Source organism: Rossellomorea sp. DUT-2 (assembly GCF_052665285.1).
In genome coordinates this window covers 371,634-389,112 of the sequence record NZ_JBQPEO010000003.1, presented here as the reverse complement: position 1 = coordinate 389,112, position 17,479 = coordinate 371,634, and the positions used below count along the sequence as shown (strand labels likewise).

17 protein-coding genes and 1 pseudogene are annotated in these 17,479 nt (G+C 43.2%); 2 read left to right on the top strand and 16 right to left on the bottom strand.

Annotated features, from left to right (window positions below; genetic code table 11):
* Nucleotide 1: 1 nt before the first annotated feature.
* The 9 genes from ACOSV2_RS12770 to ACOSV2_RS12730 are packed head-to-tail and all read right to left on the bottom strand — an operon-like array spanning nt 2 to nt 9,263.
* Nucleotides 2-1,234, bottom strand: a complete 1,233-nt coding sequence (locus ACOSV2_RS12770) for an O-antigen ligase family protein (RefSeq protein ID WP_428975408.1) — start codon at nt 1,232-1,234, stop codon at nt 2-4.
* Nucleotides 1,221-2,690 (bottom strand): lipopolysaccharide biosynthesis protein, encoded by a 1,470-nt coding sequence (locus tag ACOSV2_RS12765; RefSeq protein WP_428975407.1) that lies wholly within the window; start codon nt 2,688-2,690, stop codon nt 1,221-1,223. Before ACOSV2_RS12765 ends, ACOSV2_RS12770 begins: the two co-directional genes overlap by 14 nt.
* Before the next feature lie 24 nt (nt 2,691-2,714).
* Nucleotides 2,715-3,320: a hypothetical protein gene (locus ACOSV2_RS12760; protein WP_428975406.1), complete on the bottom strand. Its 606-nt coding sequence runs from the start codon at nt 3,318-3,320 to the stop codon at nt 2,715-2,717.
* Entirely contained in the window at nt 3,304-4,050 is a 747-nt protein-coding gene (locus ACOSV2_RS12755) for a YveK family protein (RefSeq protein WP_428975405.1), read from the bottom strand. Before ACOSV2_RS12755 ends, ACOSV2_RS12760 begins: the two co-directional genes overlap by 17 nt.
* A 4-nt stretch (nt 4,051-4,054) precedes the next feature.
* A complete protein-coding gene (locus ACOSV2_RS12750; protein WP_428975404.1) occupies nt 4,055-4,987 on the bottom strand; it encodes an NAD-dependent epimerase/dehydratase family protein in 933 nt (310 codons plus the stop codon).
* 48 nt (nt 4,988-5,035) lie between these two features.
* Complete coding sequence (locus ACOSV2_RS12745) at nt 5,036-5,995, bottom strand: hypothetical protein (protein WP_428975403.1); 960 nt, start codon at nt 5,993-5,995, stop codon at nt 5,036-5,038.
* A 13-nt stretch (nt 5,996-6,008) separates the two neighbouring features.
* Nucleotides 6,009-7,376, bottom strand: a complete 1,368-nt coding sequence (locus ACOSV2_RS12740) for a sugar phosphate nucleotidyltransferase (RefSeq protein ID WP_428975402.1) — start codon at nt 7,374-7,376, stop codon at nt 6,009-6,011.
* Between the two features lie 17 nt (nt 7,377-7,393).
* On the bottom strand, nt 7,394-8,620 hold the full coding sequence (locus ACOSV2_RS12735; protein WP_428975401.1) for a glycosyltransferase family 4 protein: 1,227 nt from the start codon (nt 8,618-8,620) through the stop codon (nt 7,394-7,396).
* Between the two features lie 19 nt (nt 8,621-8,639).
* On the bottom strand, nt 8,640-9,263 hold the full coding sequence (locus tag ACOSV2_RS12730; RefSeq protein ID WP_428975887.1) for a sugar transferase: 624 nt from the start codon (nt 9,261-9,263) through the stop codon (nt 8,640-8,642).
* A gap of 396 nt (nt 9,264-9,659) precedes the next feature.
* On the opposite strand from ACOSV2_RS12730, the pseudogene ACOSV2_RS12725 reads away from it, so the two are divergent.
* Nucleotides 9,660-10,499 (top strand): annotated as a pseudogene (locus ACOSV2_RS12725) (hypothetical protein); the annotation flags it as partial.
* Between the two features lie 274 nt (nt 10,500-10,773).
* Here the strand turns inward: ACOSV2_RS12725 and ACOSV2_RS12720 are convergent.
* From ACOSV2_RS12720 to ACOSV2_RS12705, 4 genes are all read right to left on the bottom strand, one after another.
* A complete protein-coding gene (locus tag ACOSV2_RS12720) occupies nt 10,774-11,661 on the bottom strand; it encodes an EamA family transporter (RefSeq protein WP_428975400.1) in 888 nt (295 codons plus the stop codon).
* Between the two features lie 198 nt (nt 11,662-11,859).
* A complete protein-coding gene (locus ACOSV2_RS12715) occupies nt 11,860-12,096 on the bottom strand; it encodes an SRPBCC family protein (RefSeq protein ID WP_428975399.1) in 237 nt (78 codons plus the stop codon).
* A 26-nt stretch (nt 12,097-12,122) separates the two neighbouring features.
* A complete protein-coding gene (locus ACOSV2_RS12710) occupies nt 12,123-12,329 on the bottom strand; it encodes a hypothetical protein (protein ID WP_428975398.1) in 207 nt (68 codons plus the stop codon).
* A 70-nt stretch (nt 12,330-12,399) separates the two neighbouring features.
* Nucleotides 12,400-12,864, bottom strand: a complete 465-nt coding sequence (locus ACOSV2_RS12705) for a hypothetical protein (RefSeq protein ID WP_428975397.1) — start codon at nt 12,862-12,864, stop codon at nt 12,400-12,402.
* Nucleotides 12,865-13,152: 288 nt separating this feature from the next.
* On the opposite strand from ACOSV2_RS12705, the gene katG reads away from it, so the two are divergent.
* The gene (gene katG / locus ACOSV2_RS12700) at nt 13,153-15,372 is read left to right on the top strand and encodes a catalase/peroxidase HPI (protein ID WP_428975396.1); all 2,220 of its coding nucleotides are present in this window, start codon (nt 13,153-13,155) and stop codon (nt 15,370-15,372) included.
* A gap of 451 nt (nt 15,373-15,823) precedes the next feature.
* On the opposite strand, the gene ACOSV2_RS12695 is transcribed toward katG, so the two are convergent.
* From ACOSV2_RS12695 to ACOSV2_RS12685, 3 genes are read right to left on the bottom strand one after another with little or no spacing between them, the layout of a single operon-like run.
* The gene (locus ACOSV2_RS12695) at nt 15,824-16,306 is read right to left on the bottom strand and encodes a DMT family transporter (RefSeq protein WP_428975395.1); all 483 of its coding nucleotides are present in this window, start codon (nt 16,304-16,306) and stop codon (nt 15,824-15,826) included.
* A 12-nt stretch (nt 16,307-16,318) separates the two neighbouring features.
* Entirely contained in the window at nt 16,319-17,014 is a 696-nt protein-coding gene (locus ACOSV2_RS12690) for a Crp/Fnr family transcriptional regulator (protein WP_428975394.1), read from the bottom strand.
* Nucleotides 17,015-17,030: 16 nt separating this feature from the next.
* Nucleotides 17,031-17,456 (bottom strand): DMT family transporter, encoded by a 426-nt coding sequence (locus tag ACOSV2_RS12685; protein WP_428975393.1) that lies wholly within the window; start codon nt 17,454-17,456, stop codon nt 17,031-17,033.
* Between the last annotated feature and the right edge of the window lie 23 nt (nt 17,457-17,479).

The following is a 17,479-nucleotide window of genomic DNA, read 5'->3' as shown; positions in this document are numbered from 1 at the left end:
CCTATCCTGCCTCCTTTTTCATATATACGTTTTCATTGCTCACACCAGTTTTTCTTTCATAGGAACAGTATGTAGATAAGATTGCAAGAAATAGTAAGAACATGTCATTAAAAACCAGAGACAGAAACATCATCTGAAAGATGAATCCAAGGAAAGTCAAAAAGAGAAATGGATGCTTCCTATGAAAATTGGCTTTGAAAATTTGAAAGAGTACGGTGAAGACAAACAGAAGATAGATAAGTAGTCCGATAAGCCCCGATTCTGTCAAGATTTCCAGGAATGTATTGTGAACGACAAGTTGATCACCGTATTTAAAAGCGTTGTAATCGGCGAAATTGCTAGCTCCAATTCCGAACAAAGGATTGGATGTAAAGAAATCCCACGCACGTCCCCATAACTCAAGCCTTCCGCTTCCTCCATCATTGGAAAAGTCCTGAAACCTGTTCTGGAGTATATCCAGGACACGGAAACCCAGAAGGTAGCTTGCCACCCATGCAATGCTTAGGAAAAAAAAAGTGGATATAAATAACCGCCATTGGTTAGCAGGTTTGTTGAGGAAAAAATAAACCATGAAGATTACCATAAGAATCAACAATCCCCCTCTAGAAAACGTGAGTACACTCGTTATTAAACACAAAAAGAGCCCGAAATTATTTTTCCACGAGTCACGTTTACATAGGTAGAAAGTAAAAAAAAGAGTATTATAAAATACAAAATAGTTAGGGTCCTCTATCAGGCCGATCAATCTGGGGTAATCTCTGTCAAACCAAGCCCCATATCGTATCACTCCGTCTCCAAATAAGGAAAACCCATTGCTTTTCAACCCCCACACATAAAGGAGAAGACTCCCACCGTTAAATAGAAGGCCAGCATTCGCAATCCCGTTTTCCAACTCCCTCTCCTTGAACATGCCGAGGATCCCCTTCATCAAGATATAGAATATGACATATAGAATAATCCCAAGCATAATTCTTAGACTTGAAGTAGCATACAGTGAAAAAGCACCGGAAAATACATACACTAAATAGAAAAAAAGAAGCATCACCTCAAAAACCTGCAGTTTTTGAAATCGAAAGGAAGCCGCAAGGAACAAGACAAGAATGCCTAAATACATCATATACGGTTTGAACGCGAAGCCGATGTAGATGTGATACTTGCCAAGCATAACTGAAAATAGCAATACAAACAGCATCAGGCTGTTTCGCGGTATGTTAGATGCATCAGGATACCCCATCGTGTGCCTCCTTTCTGAATTTCGCCTTCCATTTTTGGTACAAGGGAGACTTTCTCCTAAATTCCATGCTTTTCTTCCTCCATTCCTTGTCCAGGCCTGCAAGGGAAAGAATAAGAAGAAAATGGATGAAAAAAGCAAGGATCGGGAAAGAAGATAAGAATAGCTCTACCGCCAAAAGGCTGAGAAAAAAGGAACTCAAATATGGGAAGACTGCTCGTTTGAATAGGAAAGACCGATCCGGATGCCAGAACAATAATCCAAATAACAGAACCAATTCAATGAGAACTCCCGCTGTCGCTGCTCCTGCCAAACCGTAAAATCGACTGAATACTGTATAAAAAAACACCCCCGATGCTACGGCAACAGCTTGTATAATCATCCTTCTCGACTGAAGGGCCCTTGTCGTCAACCCATCCCCGAGAGCAATGCTCACACCCTGAAAAACCATGACCAAGGATAATAGTTTCAGTAAAAATGCGGCTTCCATCCATCTCTCCCCAAATAAAAGTGAGATGACAAAATCAGAAAGATGGTAAAAGGGTATGGCTGCCAGCATCCCAACGAGCCCCATCAATTTCACCTGTGAGATGCTCTTCCTTACATGCTCCTGATGGTCACCAGCCTGGAATAAACGGAATAAGACTGGATAAAATGCGCCGGCAATGATAAAGGGTACTTGTTGCAAAGCTTGCGGGATCCTGTAAGCTACAGCGAAAAAACCGACTTCTTTCCATGACAGTGTCTGTTCCAATACAATTGGACCAATCTGCGGCAGAAGGATAAACAATAAACCTGTCACCATAAAAGGAACCCAGTTCTTGCGAAGCCCTTTATAAAATGACGATTTGAAGGAAAATGTCAGATTTTTCGCCGTCCAGTATATTCCAAAGCATCCAGCCAAAAAATAGGCAGATCCATATAGGAAAAAGACGATCTTATGATCTAAGTAAAACCATTTTCCTACCATGACAACCGTAATCAGCAGCCCCGCGGAGATGATTCGTATTAATCCGGAATATTGCATCTTCTCTAACATCTGAAAATAGGTAATACTGATGCTCTGCATGGAAATCCCGGTCACAAGCGGAATGATCAAGCAGTAGGAAAGAATAATTAATTCCGTGTCATTTTGGTAAATCCAATGAATTAAAAGGAATCCAGTCACTAGCGTTGCCAGTGTCAATGCTAGGCGCAGTTTTATAAAAGATGCCATGATTTCCGGAATGGGGGCTTCTTTTTTCGCCCCTTCACGCAGGACAATCTGGTTTAAGCCGGCCTCCGACAAATAGGCCATAATCATAGCAAAGGCGAGCACCACACTAAATCTTCCATAATCCTCTGTGTGGATAAAAGACGCAAGAACAATCAATGCTGCTGCATTCATGATGCTTGATAGCGCGGTACTGTAAAACAGATGAAAAACATTCTTCACAATGGAATTTCTATTCTCCCTCATGAATGGTAACCCCTTCGTCATGAGTCATTGTTGGTAAACCACACCGATTACTTTACATCCTGCGGTTTCAAGCTTGGCTTGGATTTTCCTAATATCTTCGGTTTTATCCTTACGTTGAAGGACCAGCACCACCTCCCTGCACTCTTCAGCAATCAACTCCATTTCAACACCGGAATGTAAAGAAGGAGCAGATAATACAACCCGATCATAGGTCTCCCGCCAAGACACGATATGTTTCCTAAAAGACGGTGAAAGCCAGATATCTATCGGCTTTCCGGAATAATAGTTTGCCAAAACCACATCCAGACCAGGCAGAAAAGTCGGAAAGACGGTTTTTAAAGGCTCCTGATGAATCCCACCAGGTTGCTCTATATGGAACCATTCATGGAGCGAAGGTTTCTTCCAATCCCCTTCCACAAGAAGTACTCTTTTTCCTTGAAGGGCAATGGCTGCCGCAAGTTCTGCTGTAACCATGCCTACTGATTTTCCAGCAGGAATCGAAGTAACCATTAGCACTGAAGGACCATGCTTCTCTACTTTGCTACTGATTACTTTCATTTGATCAAAGTTAATAATCCCCTTTTTTTTCTGGTCCTTTCCACAGATGATATCCTCAATGGGACTTTGCATGGATTTCTCCTCCTTTTCCCACATTTCCTTTCGACTCTCTAAACTGTTTTCGGTAGACTTTCGGCAAATCGTCTTTAGTGGATACCACTACACCTAGCACTGGCAAACCCAATTCCTCTTCAATTTGAACTACACTTTGTACGGAATCATCCCAGTGGTCTTTTAACAAAGCCAATCCAATACCACAAAATAATCCCACCATCGTTCCTATCATTAGGTTTACGATTGGGTTCCCCACTTTTTCTGGTTTATTTGATCCCTCTTTTTTATTGAGCATTGTTATATCTTCCATTTCCAAAGAACTCTTCATCTTTTCCACTGAAGTGGTAGCCAGAAGGTGAGCAAGCTCACTGGACCGTTCCATATCCTTATCTCGTATAACAATCGAAATAATCTGGGAATCTGAATTGTTTTTTACTGTGATTCTTTCCTCCATCTCTTCTGGGGAAAGGTTGAATTGATCCTGTACAGTTTCCAAGACAATCGGACTGGTAATAAAATCAACAGTTGAAGCAATCAGCCTGTTAATCGTTTGGGTATCCGTGTATACCTCCCCGTCATAACCGAAGTTTCCTATCAGGATATATTCTTTTGCTTCATAAGTGGGTTTTAATAAGAAAAAAATAGCTGCACCACTTAATAGAGAAATGCAGATTGTGGTGATTAAAATGGTCACTAACCTTCGTTTAAATATACGGAAGAATTCTTTAATATCCATCTGTTCCCTCATGAACTCACCTCCTCAAACCTGCAAGAGATTCCTGCTGATAGAAATGAACGGTATCCGATAGTCCTTCTGGAAGTGAATGGCAAGGTAACCAGTGCAGCATTAATTGTGCCCGATCATTTTGTAATACACTTGAGCGAATGTCCCCTTCTCTCCCTGGTCTAAAAATAGGTTGGATAGGCTTCCCCATAATGTTTTCCAATTGATCAATGATTTCTTGTATTGATATTTCCTGACCAGTCCCTATATTAAGGGTTTCTTGATTACCGTTTGTTAACGCGGCAACATTTGCACGTGCTACATCTTTTACATAGATAAAGTCTCTGGTCTGCTTTCCATCCCCAAATATAATAGGTGATTCTCCCCGGATTAATTTCTCGATAAAGACAGCTATGACTCCAGCTTCTCCCCTTGCATCCTGCCTTGGCCCATAAACATTGGCGTAACGCAAAATGGAATAATCAAGATGATGAGTTTTTGCGAAGATTTGGATACACTTTTCTGCGTGTTCTTTAGTCAGTCCATAAAAGGATATAGGCTTAAGGGGATGCGCTTCATCTACGGGAAGATAAACTGGGTTACCGTATACGGCTGCGGTAGATGCAAATACGACTTTTTTGACATTATGACGAACACAGGCTTGTAGAATGTTGAGTGTACCAATTATATTTTCTTCACAATCATATAAAGGGTCTATGAATGAGTGACTTACAGAAACTTGTGCTGCCTGATGAATGACATAATCCGGCTGCTCTTTGGCAAAAAGATCATCTATATTCCTCCGAACATCCTGCTGATAGAAACGCACATGAGGTGGAATATTTTTTAAATGTCCTGTCACTAGGTTGTCTACCACGACAACCTCGTATTGCGTATCAATAAGTGCTTCCACAATATGCGATCCTATAAAGCCCGCCCCACCAGTTATTAACACTTTCATGGCAACCTTCCTCCCGATATTTATCGTAGAATATCCTATAACAATCGGTCACTCTTCCAAGGCTGATAAACGGTTACCCCGCCCCTCATCTTCGACCCTGTCTTGCGTTAAATTCAATTTCAAAAGATTCTCCGACGAATCTTTGGTCAATTCTATTAAGGCTTGACGATCTTTCATGAAAGCAATGTCCCACACCATACCCTCTATGATGTTATTGGATCCGGATAACATCACTACTTTGTCCGTTCGCTCTGTCAGTTGGACCTGAAGATTATCAAACATGTTACCCGATACCTCATTCGGAATGGTCACCCCGCTGTTGATCTGTATACAGACAATACAGTCATCCAACGTCATATTGACGAACCGGTTACCATTTATGAAATTGTAGTCTTCTCCTCCCTCAGGCGGTGTAGCCTCTAAAAGCACAGCTGAGTGAAATCCACTTACGTTCACTCCCGAAACATTCACAAAGCTGATAAATTCTCCAGATGATCCTGCGTTAAAAAAGATTCCTTTTCCACGATTGGTACCGCTGGAGTTGTACAAAGTCACATTTTCAATATTAATTCGATTAGTCGTCCAGACCTGTTCCTTACCACTAACATAAATTGTTGCGTCACGAAATTCAGGAGTCGTAATTTCAATGGTTCCGTTCGTAATCGACGTTTTTCCCTCTACCTCCAAAACGTTAAAATTCCCTTCAACCAAAAGTTTCGTAGCCATCCCCATTTCAAGCATGACTCCCTCTTTCAATTGCAGGCCACGTTTCAGTATGTAGCTCTTCCCCAGTAACAGGACAGGCTGATTATCGTTTTCATAGCTAAAATCAATTGCTGCTTGGATGGCTGAAGAATCGTCTTGTTGATCATTTCCATCAGCTCCAAACGCTTCTACCTTGACACCGCCAGGCTCTTTAATAACCTCTTTGGATAGTGAGCCAATTAACAGCACGACCGTTGCCGCGAGCAGGGCAATGGTTACGATATATATATACTGCCTCTTCATATTTATTCCCCGCCTATGAGTACTTCGAATACACTTGCTTCTTCGTGTCCACCTCAAAACTGTTGTTTTTTCTTCGATGTTCCATCAAGTGTTCCCCACTCCGGATGACGATCATTTCCATATCACTTCCCGCCTTCCAGGAATAAGTTTTCCCTGCTGGAATCGTAAGGGTGGTACCAGCGCCGACTTTCGAGAATTCATCATTCAAGACCAATGTTCCTTCACCCGCCGTCACCGTCCACACTTCCCGGTCCCCTTGACCCTGTTCATGTAAATTCCTGCCGGCGGTCACATGAACTTTTTCTGTAAGTGTTTCTGTCCCTACTTCCTTTTTGCTATACTCAAGAACCCTGCTCCATCCCCACCAGTACTCTTCATACATCGGACCATCTTGGAAATGGGTAACATACTCCTTGATTTTGTGGCTGCTCTTTTTATCCGTCACCAACAATCCATCCGGGCTTGCAGCCACCACGATATTCTCCACTCCAATCAATATGATGGGAATTTCCAGTTCATTCACGATACAAGATTTCATTACATCATTACTTATGACCCCATTTCCGATTACCGGGGTTTTCATTTCATCCGTCAGGGTGTTCCACGTTCCAAGATCTTTCCAGTAACCTGAATATGGAATGGCGATGATATTGCTCGCCTTTTCAACTATTTCATAATCAAAGCTATTGGATTTGAGCTGACCGTAATATTTCAGTAAAGCATCGTATTGTACTGGGATATTTTTACTTTTGAGCAGTTGAATAATATAACCCAGCCGGAAACTAAACACACCACAATTCCAAAGTGCACGCTGATGAATCAGCTTTTTTGCTGTTGTCTCATTCGGCTTTTCACAAAACTTGCTTACTTTAATAAAGTTGGCTGGCATTCCACTTTCCGGAACAATATACCCATACTTTTCAGCTGGGTAGGTCGGTGTTACTCCCAAGAGAGCTAAATCAGCACCACTTTCGTGCAGCGCACGTTCAAGCTCGATTACGGTTTCAAAAAAATGGTCTTCCACGAATGGATCAACAGGCAGTACTCCTATGACCTCATCCAGGCTACATCTTTCCACGGAATAAAGATACGCGGCTACTAATGCGATTGCAGGAAACGTATCCTTCCGCTCTGGCTCGACAACTACGGGAATATTCGGACCGAGCTGTGAATGGAGCATTTCTACCTGAGAACTGCTTGTTGTGACAATTGCCTGATCAGCAAGGTTAACTTTCCTGAGCTGCCTCCATACACGCTGAACCATTGACTCCATTTTTCCATTTTCATTTTTCAGTACTTTTAGAAATTGCTTGGACCTAGCATCGTTGGAAAGCGGCCATAGCCGCTTTCCTGAACCTCCTGATAACAATACAATCCGCATTTAATCACCCTCTTTCACTAATGAACGAGCATTTGCAGCATTTTTTCCGATGATTTAGGATCTCTATGCATAACGGCATCCTTCCAGGTTTGGACTAACCTGGAACAGTTATGTTCCCAGGAGTAATTTCTTTGGACAAAAGCTTGGCCTGTAACGGCATAATGCTCTCGTAATTCTGGACTTTCAATCAGACCCTTAACAGCGGCAATTATCTCTTCTTTACTTCCCGCGCAAATCAGCTCATCCCCTCTCCTTCCTGAAATCCCCTGCAAAGCTATTGGATAAGCGATTGTCGGAAGTCCGCACGCCATCGATTCCACAATTTTGTTTTGCATTCCTGTACCTGATTTCATTGGATAAATACCAATTTGCGCCTGTAGTAGTCGACTACATATATCTTCAACGAACCCTGTAACCACCACGTTATCTTTGCCATGCAAAGCTGTCACTTTCTTTACAGGATCTTTTCCTACAATATAAAATTGGTAATCCGGGTATGCATGATGAATATGTGGCCAAACCTCTTTTACAAAGTCAACAACAGCTTCGACATTTGGATAGTATTGCATGTTTCCATGAAAGAGAATGATTTTTTTCTTTGTAGTGTCAGGATAGTGGGACAAATGCTGTTTCGTGATAGAGGTTCCATTTGGATTTACGACAATATGTCCGTTACTTAAGTATTTTTTATCACTTTCTGAAACGATCATTGCCCGGTCAAATTTCTTCAATATCTCTTTCTCATATCGTCTCATCAGTTGTGACTCCAACTGGAATAACGGCTTTAGCCAATTGCTTTCCGTTTTGGCACGCCGCTCCATATTCAGTGACAGAGCATCAATCATATCGATACATTTCGGGACATTGGCATCGATGAAATACTCGGCAACCCTGGCAGTCTGGACGTGAATAATTTCCGGGTTAATCCTTTTATAAATATCCATCACACGTTCTTTTACGTTAGGATAAAAAAATAGGTTGACTTGAATCGGTTTTAAATTATATATCGTTTTTAACGACCTGAGCAGGCTTTGTAATGGATGGGCAGTAAATAGAAAGACCTCCTTACAGTAAGGGGCAAGTTTATCCCTAACGAGCTCCCTTTCTTGCTCCGATTTTACAAATGTAATCAGATGAACTTGGTAGCCATTTGCTTTTAGTTGCTTGATCTGTTCCCACGCAATCAGCTGGTCCCCTTTATGTGGTGGGTATGGTGGCCTGGAAGACATATACATTACGTTCATTAATGTTCCTCCTACTCATTTATCTAGCACCTTCACCAGTCATCACAACTTTGAAAGTCAAAAGAAGTATTTTTACATCGAGGAAAAAATTTCTCTTATGAATATACTCTAAATCGTAAGCGAGTTTTTCTTCAGGGGTAATATCATATCCTCCGTTTACCTGGGCCCATCCTGTCAACCCTGGCTTGATGGACAATCGCTTGATAAATCCAGGTGTTTTCTGATTGAAAATCTCGGTAAAGACAGGGCGTTCCGGTCTTGGGCCAATTATACTCATATCCCCTTTTAACACATTGATTAGTTGTGGAAGCTCATCGAACCTTTTCTTTCGAAGATACCTGCCGATTCTGGTTACCCGTGGGTCATTGGTGCCTGCCCATCTCGGTCCATCTTTCTCGGCATCCATTTCCATAGTGCGGAGCTTTAGCAACAGAAAATATTTTCCTTTCACCCCTACCCTCTCTTGTCGATATAACACCGTACCTTTCGTATCCAATTTTATAGCTATAGAAAAAATAACCAAAAGCGGAAAAGCTACTACTAAACCAGCAATAGCGAGAACAATATCAAATAATCTTCGGACCATGAGATATATAGTAGATGACAAAGAATTGTTTTCTATAAAGAACGAATCATCATTCATAGAATTACCTCTAATAACACTGGATTTATCGACTTCTATCGACAAAACCATCACCTCCTAAATAGTATTCAATGAATTTCACTGATTACTGTTCATTATAAAGAACTTAAGCTTGCATGTATATTAACAGATTTTCAGTTTATTAGAAAGTGTTTTTTAAAATTATCCCCTATTTTTTCATGTAACTGTGATCAACCCGTTCTGACACTTTGAGAATAGGTTGATGTTCCCGAAAGAAAAATACGTGACGATTAATCCAGAAGGGAATCAAGCAAATGAAAGTAAAAAATTTTGGAACAATTGGTATTTTCATAGAATAAGATAAAAGACAAGCATTACATTTGTGATGATTCTCATGGAACCATGCTAAACATAGGAAAGTAGGAACAAATGATGAATGAAGACATCTATGTGGAAAACTTCAGCGGTGCGAATGACTCCCTTAAAATACAGACTGCCATTGACTATGCTAGAAACAATAACGGAAAGACCGTAAAGTTGGGAAATAAAAATTATTTAATTACAGCACCAATCGTTATTAAGCAAGGCGTCAAATTACTGTTCGATTATGGAACGAAGTTTATCGTCGAGGGGAACTTTCGGGTATTAGAAATTCAACAAAACGCCTCACTGGAAGGAGCATATATTGCTATCAATGACCCGGCATTTAATTCAGAGGTTATCTTCTTAAATGGGAAATACAAATATTACAATACCTGGCACCGGACCCAGATAAAAGATATAAATATTGTCAACTGGCACAGTAGTCACAAAGGGATCGGCTTGTCATTATTCTCCGGCGGTGCTGGCCATGAAATCTCTTTCGTTCATTTTGAAAATATCAAAATAGCTGGAATGAAAATTGGTTTAAAGCTGGTCGCCAACCGGCCCTCTACTGGATTTGCCTGGATCAATGCGAACCGATTTCTCAGCTTGTCACTGGATGATTGTATTGAAATGATCACCATGACTAGCAGCTCTACAATCCCATATGAAATCAGTGGGAATCACTTTAAAAACCTCCAAATTCAACCCACATCCATAACAACCAAAATCATGAAAGTCACTGGACAGTTCAACTATTTTGATGGAATGATTTGGGATGTGTCATCTATCCCGCACAACGGCCCTGTGATTGAACTGACCGCTGACAGTATGGATACAACCCTTAATACTCCCTCCGTACCTGACAACCGAATTATCGATAATGGGCAGCGAAATAAGGTCAATCTCTAAGAAATAAATGTTGCATTCTGATTGGAAAAGAAAACGTATAGGAAAAACTGAATTAAACACAACTCCAAATGGAATTGAGCCAGTACTACACCTGTGGCATTCTCTTTTAACTCTGTCTTTAACCATTTATGATTAGAGTAACGGTTACAATTTCCTTACATTGCATTAAACTCCCCCTAAATCAAAAGAAAATAAAAGGTCCGTCCCTCATCACTGTAAAACTTTACCGCGATGAGGGACGGACCTTTTTCTTTTTTTATTATTGTACTATCCATTACGACATGGATTTCATTCTACCTTTCAGTTTTAAATTGCCGATCACGATTCCACATAAAATGATGACAACTCCCATCCATTGTGAAAAACTGACTGCTTCGGCTAATATTAGAGCGGACATGGTTACAGCCACTGGAAGTTCAGAAGCGGTTAAGATCGTACCAAGTCCTGGTCCAACATGGGGCATGCCGATTGAAAATAAAAGTGGTGGTAAAGCTACGCCAAAGAAGCCGAGCAATAAACCATATTGTGCGACCCCCGTCAAAGTAGGTAAATCAAACAAAAACGCCGGTGGAAAAATTAAAAATACGACAATTAAACCACCTGTTGAAAGGAAGGCACTTTTCAAGACGGGTGGAGAATCTTTTCCCACAGAACTGCTCAGTGAGATAAAAGTGGTAAACGTCAAAGCAGATAGTAATCCCCAGACAGTCCCTTGCATGGATAGAACGACTTCACTCTTTGCAACTGCACCAGCAGCTAATATGGAGCCGATTATTAATATGCCAATTGAGATGATTTTACCTTTAGTTGGCTTTTCTTTATATAAGATCCACTCGAATAACGTGCCAATCCAAACAAATTGAAATAGAAAAATGATGGCAAGCGAAGCATTCAGTGTCTGCAGCGCCTGGTAATAGAACACACCTGTCAATCCAAATGGAATTCCAGATAATAATAGTTTAAAAGCTTGATTGAAAGGTATTCTTTTCTTTTTTGTAAAAAGAACCAGCATCCAGGTAAGCAAAGCTCCAAATAAATATTGGCCACCTGTCACCTCTGTTACTGAAAAACCTGCTGAATAAGCAAGTTTGACAAATGTGGATAAGATCCCATAACAGCATCCACCCAAAAAAACAATCAATGCATATTGCCACGATTTCATTTTTCTCCCCCTTTTTACACATAAAAAAACCACACAATGGTCAATAGACATTGTGTGGCGAAAATAGAGCTGACTCTATAAAAATCCACTTCCTAAAAAGGTTTTATCATTATAATAAAATGTACGAGATTAAAACTACAGACTGCTTTTAACGCTAACTTTCCTACTAAAAGATTATACCATTTCCGATTTGCACTGTCAGGAGCTAGCCACTTTATTTTTTTCCAAATAATCTCTCAAGGAATCCAAATCCTTTGCGCAAGCTTTCTTAAAGACGCCTGCCATTAATTTACCGAACCATTTCGACAGGCCGGTCAATCCTCTGATTTCACCGAGTAACGTCACTTCAGTTTGATCCCCTGATGAGGCCAGCAAATAGGTAAATACAAATTCCTCTTTACCTGTCGTCCTTTTCGTACCGTAGCATCGCCACACAATCTAATTAGATCCTTTAAGCTCCACTACCTCAAAATGTTCCGAAGCCTCTTTGCCGAACATCTTCCTCGTTTCCCCCATTGACTGCCTTCACGGAGTGGTCCTTCATTCATCCGCTCTATTCCTACCAACCCTTGCATCCAGTGGTTGGCAGCATCAAGGTCTACTAGACTGCTATATGCTTCTTCTTTGGAAACAGGAAAGTTTCTTTTTACTTCGAAAGGGATACTCAAATGGGATGATCTCCTAATATAGCGTGCTTATGAATAGATTTGACAAGTTTGTCTTAATTCCCCTTTTTTCTTAATAAGGATGGACTATCGGCTTAAACCCGCCTAACTCCACCAACTCTTTCTTTCCATTAACCGTCACCAGGTAGAAGTCTTCCCGGTCTGTTCTCGCTATGTCTTCCACAGTCCATCCCTTGTCAGCATAAAACATTTCAATTTCCCTTCGATCATGAGGGGATACTTCGACTTCTAGCAGCGCTTCTGGAGGAGCCGGTTTGGACGTTTGCGATGTGGAGGGTTCCCGCTGGTTGAAGATCCCTTGAAGAAGCTTGATGATTTCGGAAAAACCGAAAAACACAATCCCCCACACGATTCCGTTTATCATCAAAGCGAACCCCAGCATTGCCTGTAGGGGACTAGGCTGAACAAATTCGTCATTCTGTCCATAAAATAAACTGCCAGAAATGATACCGATTGCGATGACGAAAAAACCCACAACTTTAAGAGCTGATGCTACTTTGTTTTCTTTGTTGGTCAAAATGGATCCTCCTCCCTCTATTAATAGAAGATGTTTAGTTATAAGGACATATTCTCTTTGCTCAGCACTATTTCCTTTTTTCAGGGATGATGGCCATTCAGTATTTAAATGAATGCTTGAATCTCCATTTGTGAATACTATGTTAAAATTCACCATCCTTGGAAGCTTCAAGCTTTCAATAAAAATTCTAATCTATTATAATGATAATTAAGAATTATTATAATTATCACACTTTTAATCGTGGTAGTTTCTTCACTCTAATCTTTGAAAACAGGAAGGTGAATCGTAATGGAAAATAATCATCGCCCAGACCAAAAGGATCACTCAGCAGCATCGGGCCAGTGCCCTGTCACCCATCATAAGGATAGTGCCATCACGACGACGACAGCTCCTGGGGGTACGACGAATAAACACTGGTGGCCGAACATGCTGAACTTGAACATCCTTCGCCAGCATGACACGAAATCGAACCCAATGGGGGAGAACTTCAATTATAAGGAAGAATTCTCGAAGCTGGATTATGATGCCTTGAAGCAGGATCTTCACAATCTGATGACAGACAGCCAGGACTGGTGGCCAGCAGACTACGGTCATTACGGTCCATTCTTCATCCGGATGTCTTGGCACGCAGCAGGTACATACCGGGAGACGGACGGACGCGGAGGCGGTTCGTCAGGTTCACAGCGCTTTGCCCCGCTTAACAGCTGGCCGGATAACGTCAATCTGGATAAAGCCCGCCGTCTGCTATGGCCAATCAAGCAAAAGTATGGGAATAAGATTTCATGGGCGGACCTGCTTGTATTAACCGGTAACGTCGCCCTTGAATCCATGGGCTTGAAGACGTTCGGATTCGGTGCAGGACGCGAAGATATCTGGCATCCTGAGGAAGACGTGTATTGGGGTAATGAAAAGGAATGGCTTGCCGATAACCGCTATTCCGGCGACCGTGAGCTTGAAAATCCACTCGCTGCCGTCCAGATGGGTCTGATCTACGTCAATCCCGAAGGCCCGAATGGTGAACCGGATCCACTGGGAAGTGCCCGTGATATCCGCGATACGTTCGGACGCATGGGGATGAACGACTATGAAACGGTAGCCCTTGTCGCCGGCGGTCACACGTTCGGTAAGGCCCACGGAGCCGGTGACGCTGATCTTGTCGGTGACGATCCGGAAGCTGCGGAAATTGAAAATCAAGGATTCGGCTGGCTCAGCTCACACGGAAGCGGGAAAGGCCGCGACACGATTTCAAGTGGTGTCGATGGTGCCTGGACGACGAATCCGACAAAATGGGATAACGGCTACTTTGATCTTTTATTCGGCTATGAGTGGGAGAAAACGAAGAGTGCGGCAGGCGCTTCCCAATGGGCACCGGTCGGCATGACGGAAGAACATATGGCACCGGACGCAGAAGATCCATCGATCAAAGTGAAGACGATGATGACGACGGCCGATATGGCGTTGCGTATGGATCCTGACTACGAAAAGATTTCCCGTCGTTTCCACGAGAATCCGGAAGAATTCGCCGATGCCTTCTCCCGTGCCTGGTTCAAGCTCCTTCACCGCGACATGGGTCCGAAAGCAAGATACTGGGGTCCAGAGGTTCCGGAAGAAGAATTGATCTGGCAGGATCCGGTTCCTGCGGTGGACTATGACTTATCGGATAGCGAAGTGGCTACTTTAAAAGAAAAAATCCTGGACACAGGCTTATCTGTAAGCGAACTGGTGAAAACCGCTTGGGCATCCGCAAGCACGTATCGCGGTTCCGACATGCGCGGAGGTGCGAACGGTGCACGCATCCGTCTTGCTCCTCAGAAAAACTGGGAAGTGAACGAACCACAGCAGCTTGAAAAAGTCCTGGGTGTTTACGAAGACCTTCAAAGCAAGCTTGATAAAAAAGTCAGCCTCGCTGATTTGATTGTACTCGGCGGAAACGCAGCCATCGAAAAAGCCGCTCGTGACGCAGGCTTCGAGGTAACCGTTCCATTCTCTCCTGGACGCGGCGATGCAACGGCCGAGCAGACTGACGCTGAAAACTTCGGAGTACTGGAGCCCGTGTCAGACGGATTCCGTAACTACCAGAAGCAGGAATACGCTGTCAGCCCGGAAGAAATGCTTGTCGATAAATCACAATTGTTAGGACTGACGGCACCGGAAATGACCGTCCTTCTTGGTGGTATGCGTGCCCTTGGCGCCAACCACGGTGATACGAAACACGGCGTATTCACAGATCGCGTCGGTACGCTGAACAATGACTTCTTCGTGAACCTGTTGGATATGGGCATTGAATGGAAACCGGCAGGCTTCAATCAGTATGAGGGCCGCGATCGTCAAACGGGTGAAGTGGTGCGCACGGCATCACGCTTTGACCTGGTGTTCGGTTCCAACTCTGTCCTTCGTGCACTTGCAGAAGTATATGCGCAGGATGACAATCAAGAGAAATTTGTCCGTGACTTTGTTGCCGCCTGGGTGAAAGTGATGGATGCGGATCGGTTTGATTTGAGACAATAGAAGATAGATGAAACACGCCTCTTCCTTGTTGAGATGGGGCGTGTTTTTTTTGCACATTATGGTCTTACCTATGAAAACAGTAGAGCCCCTCTTAATAGGGAGAGGTTTTTCGACAAAGCGATCATAAAATGAAATTCTGATTCATAAATCAAATTTTCGGATCATAAGTCTCCGAAAGCGGATCATATATTTTTATTGTGGGTCATAAGAAGCGAAAAACCGGTCATAAATCCGATAAAGGCTCCTATTTGAAATAGATTCAGCCTTAAAATGACTTTTAAGCCTCATCAACAGGACACTTTTCAACCCTATTTGTGCAAAACCATTATGATTTCAACCCAAAGGGCAGTATTTCCCCCCCCCAAAAAACCTTCCTCATGCAGCCGCCCTTATCCAATAAAAAAGATCCCTCCCCGGCTGGGAAGAGACCTATTTTTCAAGTGGGAACCCTTCAAGCCCCCACTCTCTCACGTTCACGAACAACACCCTGTTTCTCATCCGTCCGCTTCTCCAACTTATACACCAACACTCCGCCAATCAACAATCCGATCCCAAGCAGCTTCTCCCAGGACAATGCAGACGGTTCAAAGCCGAACCAGCCTCCTGTATTGACGATAAACGCGATGGTGATTTGAGAAATGAGCGCGATCGAGATCGCATACGCCGGGCCGATCAACGTGACTCCCCTCATCAGGAAGAACACGATCCCGACTCCGAATACTCCGCTGAACAGAAAGACGGGATTGACCCCGCTGAAGTCCAGCAGGCTCTTATCTTCCATTGTATAAAACACCGGCAGTGAACAGACGAGACCGAGGCCGAGGACCAGGCTAGTCGTTGCCCATGGGCCTGTTTTTTCACTGACTCGTGCATTGAATACATTTTGCAAACTGATTAAGATTCCGGCCATGACGGCTAGTCCAATTCCGATCATATGAGATCCTCCTTATTCATAGATGTTTCCTTTCGTAAGGATGCTGAGTTTTTCCAGATCTTTGATGGTGATGGACCCGTTGACCCGTTCGATGAGGTCATCGGTTGCCATCTTCTTTAGTACCCGGTTCAGGTGACGGTAGCTGGTTCCGATCCATTCTGCGAGCTCCATGAGATTGGACGTATGCATTTCCTGATGGAACATGGTCCCTTCTCCCGCTTCTGATATGGATAGTAGATAGCTCGCCAGGCGTACTTCGACGGGATACAGCATGTGCATGCTCGTGATATGGGATTCCGTGTAAAACTTGTGGGCCACTGTATCAAAGAGAAAGCGCATGATCGCTGGATGCTGTTTCTCAAGTCTTGAGAGATCCGTGAACGGAACCGATAGGAACACCCCGTCCGTGACGGCTTCCACGGAATTCAGAACCGCCGTACCCTTCGCATATTCCACATCCCCGATTAAGGCGAGGGGCCGCTTGAACCGGTTGATCAACAGCTTCCCTTCCGGTGTATGGGTGAAGATCTTGATTTTCCCCTCCATGAGGAAGTATAGTTCATCGAGCTCTTCCCCTGTCGAAAAAAGATTGTCCCCTTTTTCAAAGGAATACATCTTGATATATTGTCTGAAATCCGCCGGGAATAACGCATCAAGCTCGAATTGTTTTATATAATGGTCTGGTTCAACACTCTGTATTTCTTTCATCGTATGACTCCTTCTTTTACAATTGGAAAAGGACGACCCCTGCAAGCATCATCGAGAGGCCAATTGCCTGCCTCGGCGTAACCGGGATTTTCTTCTCCCCGAACCATCCCCGTGACTCGATAAGGAATGCTGTTCCGATCTGTGCCACGAGAAGGATCGCAATGGCCGATGCCGGACCGATCATGTGAATCGCCGTCAGTTCCGAGAACACCACGATCACACCGAAGGATCCCCCGATCAAATAGAGGAACGGCACCTGCCTGAAGCTCTTCCCTTTTCCATCTCTTACTTTCATATATATCGTCATCGCAATCGTAAAGGCCACTAGATGAACCATCGAAGTCGTATGCCACCCGCCGATCGCGTCACTCATCCTTGCATTGAATATCCCCTGCATGGTGATACAAAGTCCACCAAGCAGCGCAAATAAAGCACCTTTCATCGTTCAACCTCCTATTCTTTGTT

Bases quoted from the DNA above. Each gene is read 5' to 3' on its own strand.
- katG (WP_428975396.1), top strand. From the start codon at position 13,153: ATGGAAAATAATCATCGCCCAGACCAAAAGGATCACTCAGCAGCATCG.
- ACOSV2_RS12755 (WP_428975405.1), bottom strand. From the start codon at position 4,050: ATGAGGGAACAGATGGATATTAAAGAATTCTTCCGTATATTTAAACGA.
- ACOSV2_RS12740 (WP_428975402.1), bottom strand. From the start codon at position 7,376: ATGCGGATTGTATTGTTATCAGGAGGTTCAGGAAAGCGGCTATGGCCG.
- ACOSV2_RS12730 (WP_428975887.1), bottom strand. From the start codon at position 9,263: ATGAATGATGATTCGTTCTTTATAGAAAACAATTCTTTGTCATCTACT.
- ACOSV2_RS12690 (WP_428975394.1), bottom strand. From the start codon at position 17,014: ATGAAAGAAATACAGAGTGTTGAACCAGACCATTATATAAAACAATTC.
- ACOSV2_RS12695 (WP_428975395.1), bottom strand. From the start codon at position 16,306: ATGATCGGAATTGGACTAGCCGTCATGGCCGGAATCTTAATCAGTTTG.
- ACOSV2_RS12685 (WP_428975393.1), bottom strand. From the start codon at position 17,456: ATGAAAGGTGCTTTATTTGCGCTGCTTGGTGGACTTTGTATCACCATG.
- ACOSV2_RS12770 (WP_428975408.1), bottom strand. From the start codon at position 1,234: ATGGGGTATCCTGATGCATCTAACATACCGCGAAACAGCCTGATGCTG.
- ACOSV2_RS12765 (WP_428975407.1), bottom strand. From the start codon at position 2,690: ATGAGGGAGAATAGAAATTCCATTGTGAAGAATGTTTTTCATCTGTTT.
- ACOSV2_RS12750 (WP_428975404.1), bottom strand. From the start codon at position 4,987: ATGAAAGTGTTAATAACTGGTGGGGCGGGCTTTATAGGATCGCATATT.
- ACOSV2_RS12745 (WP_428975403.1), bottom strand. From the start codon at position 5,995: ATGAAGAGGCAGTATATATATATCGTAACCATTGCCCTGCTCGCGGCA.
- ACOSV2_RS12760 (WP_428975406.1), bottom strand. From the start codon at position 3,320: ATGCAAAGTCCCATTGAGGATATCATCTGTGGAAAGGACCAGAAAAAA.
- ACOSV2_RS12735 (WP_428975401.1), bottom strand. From the start codon at position 8,620: ATGAACGTAATGTATATGTCTTCCAGGCCACCATACCCACCACATAAA.
- ACOSV2_RS12720 (WP_428975400.1), bottom strand. From the start codon at position 11,661: ATGAAATCGTGGCAATATGCATTGATTGTTTTTTTGGGTGGATGCTGT.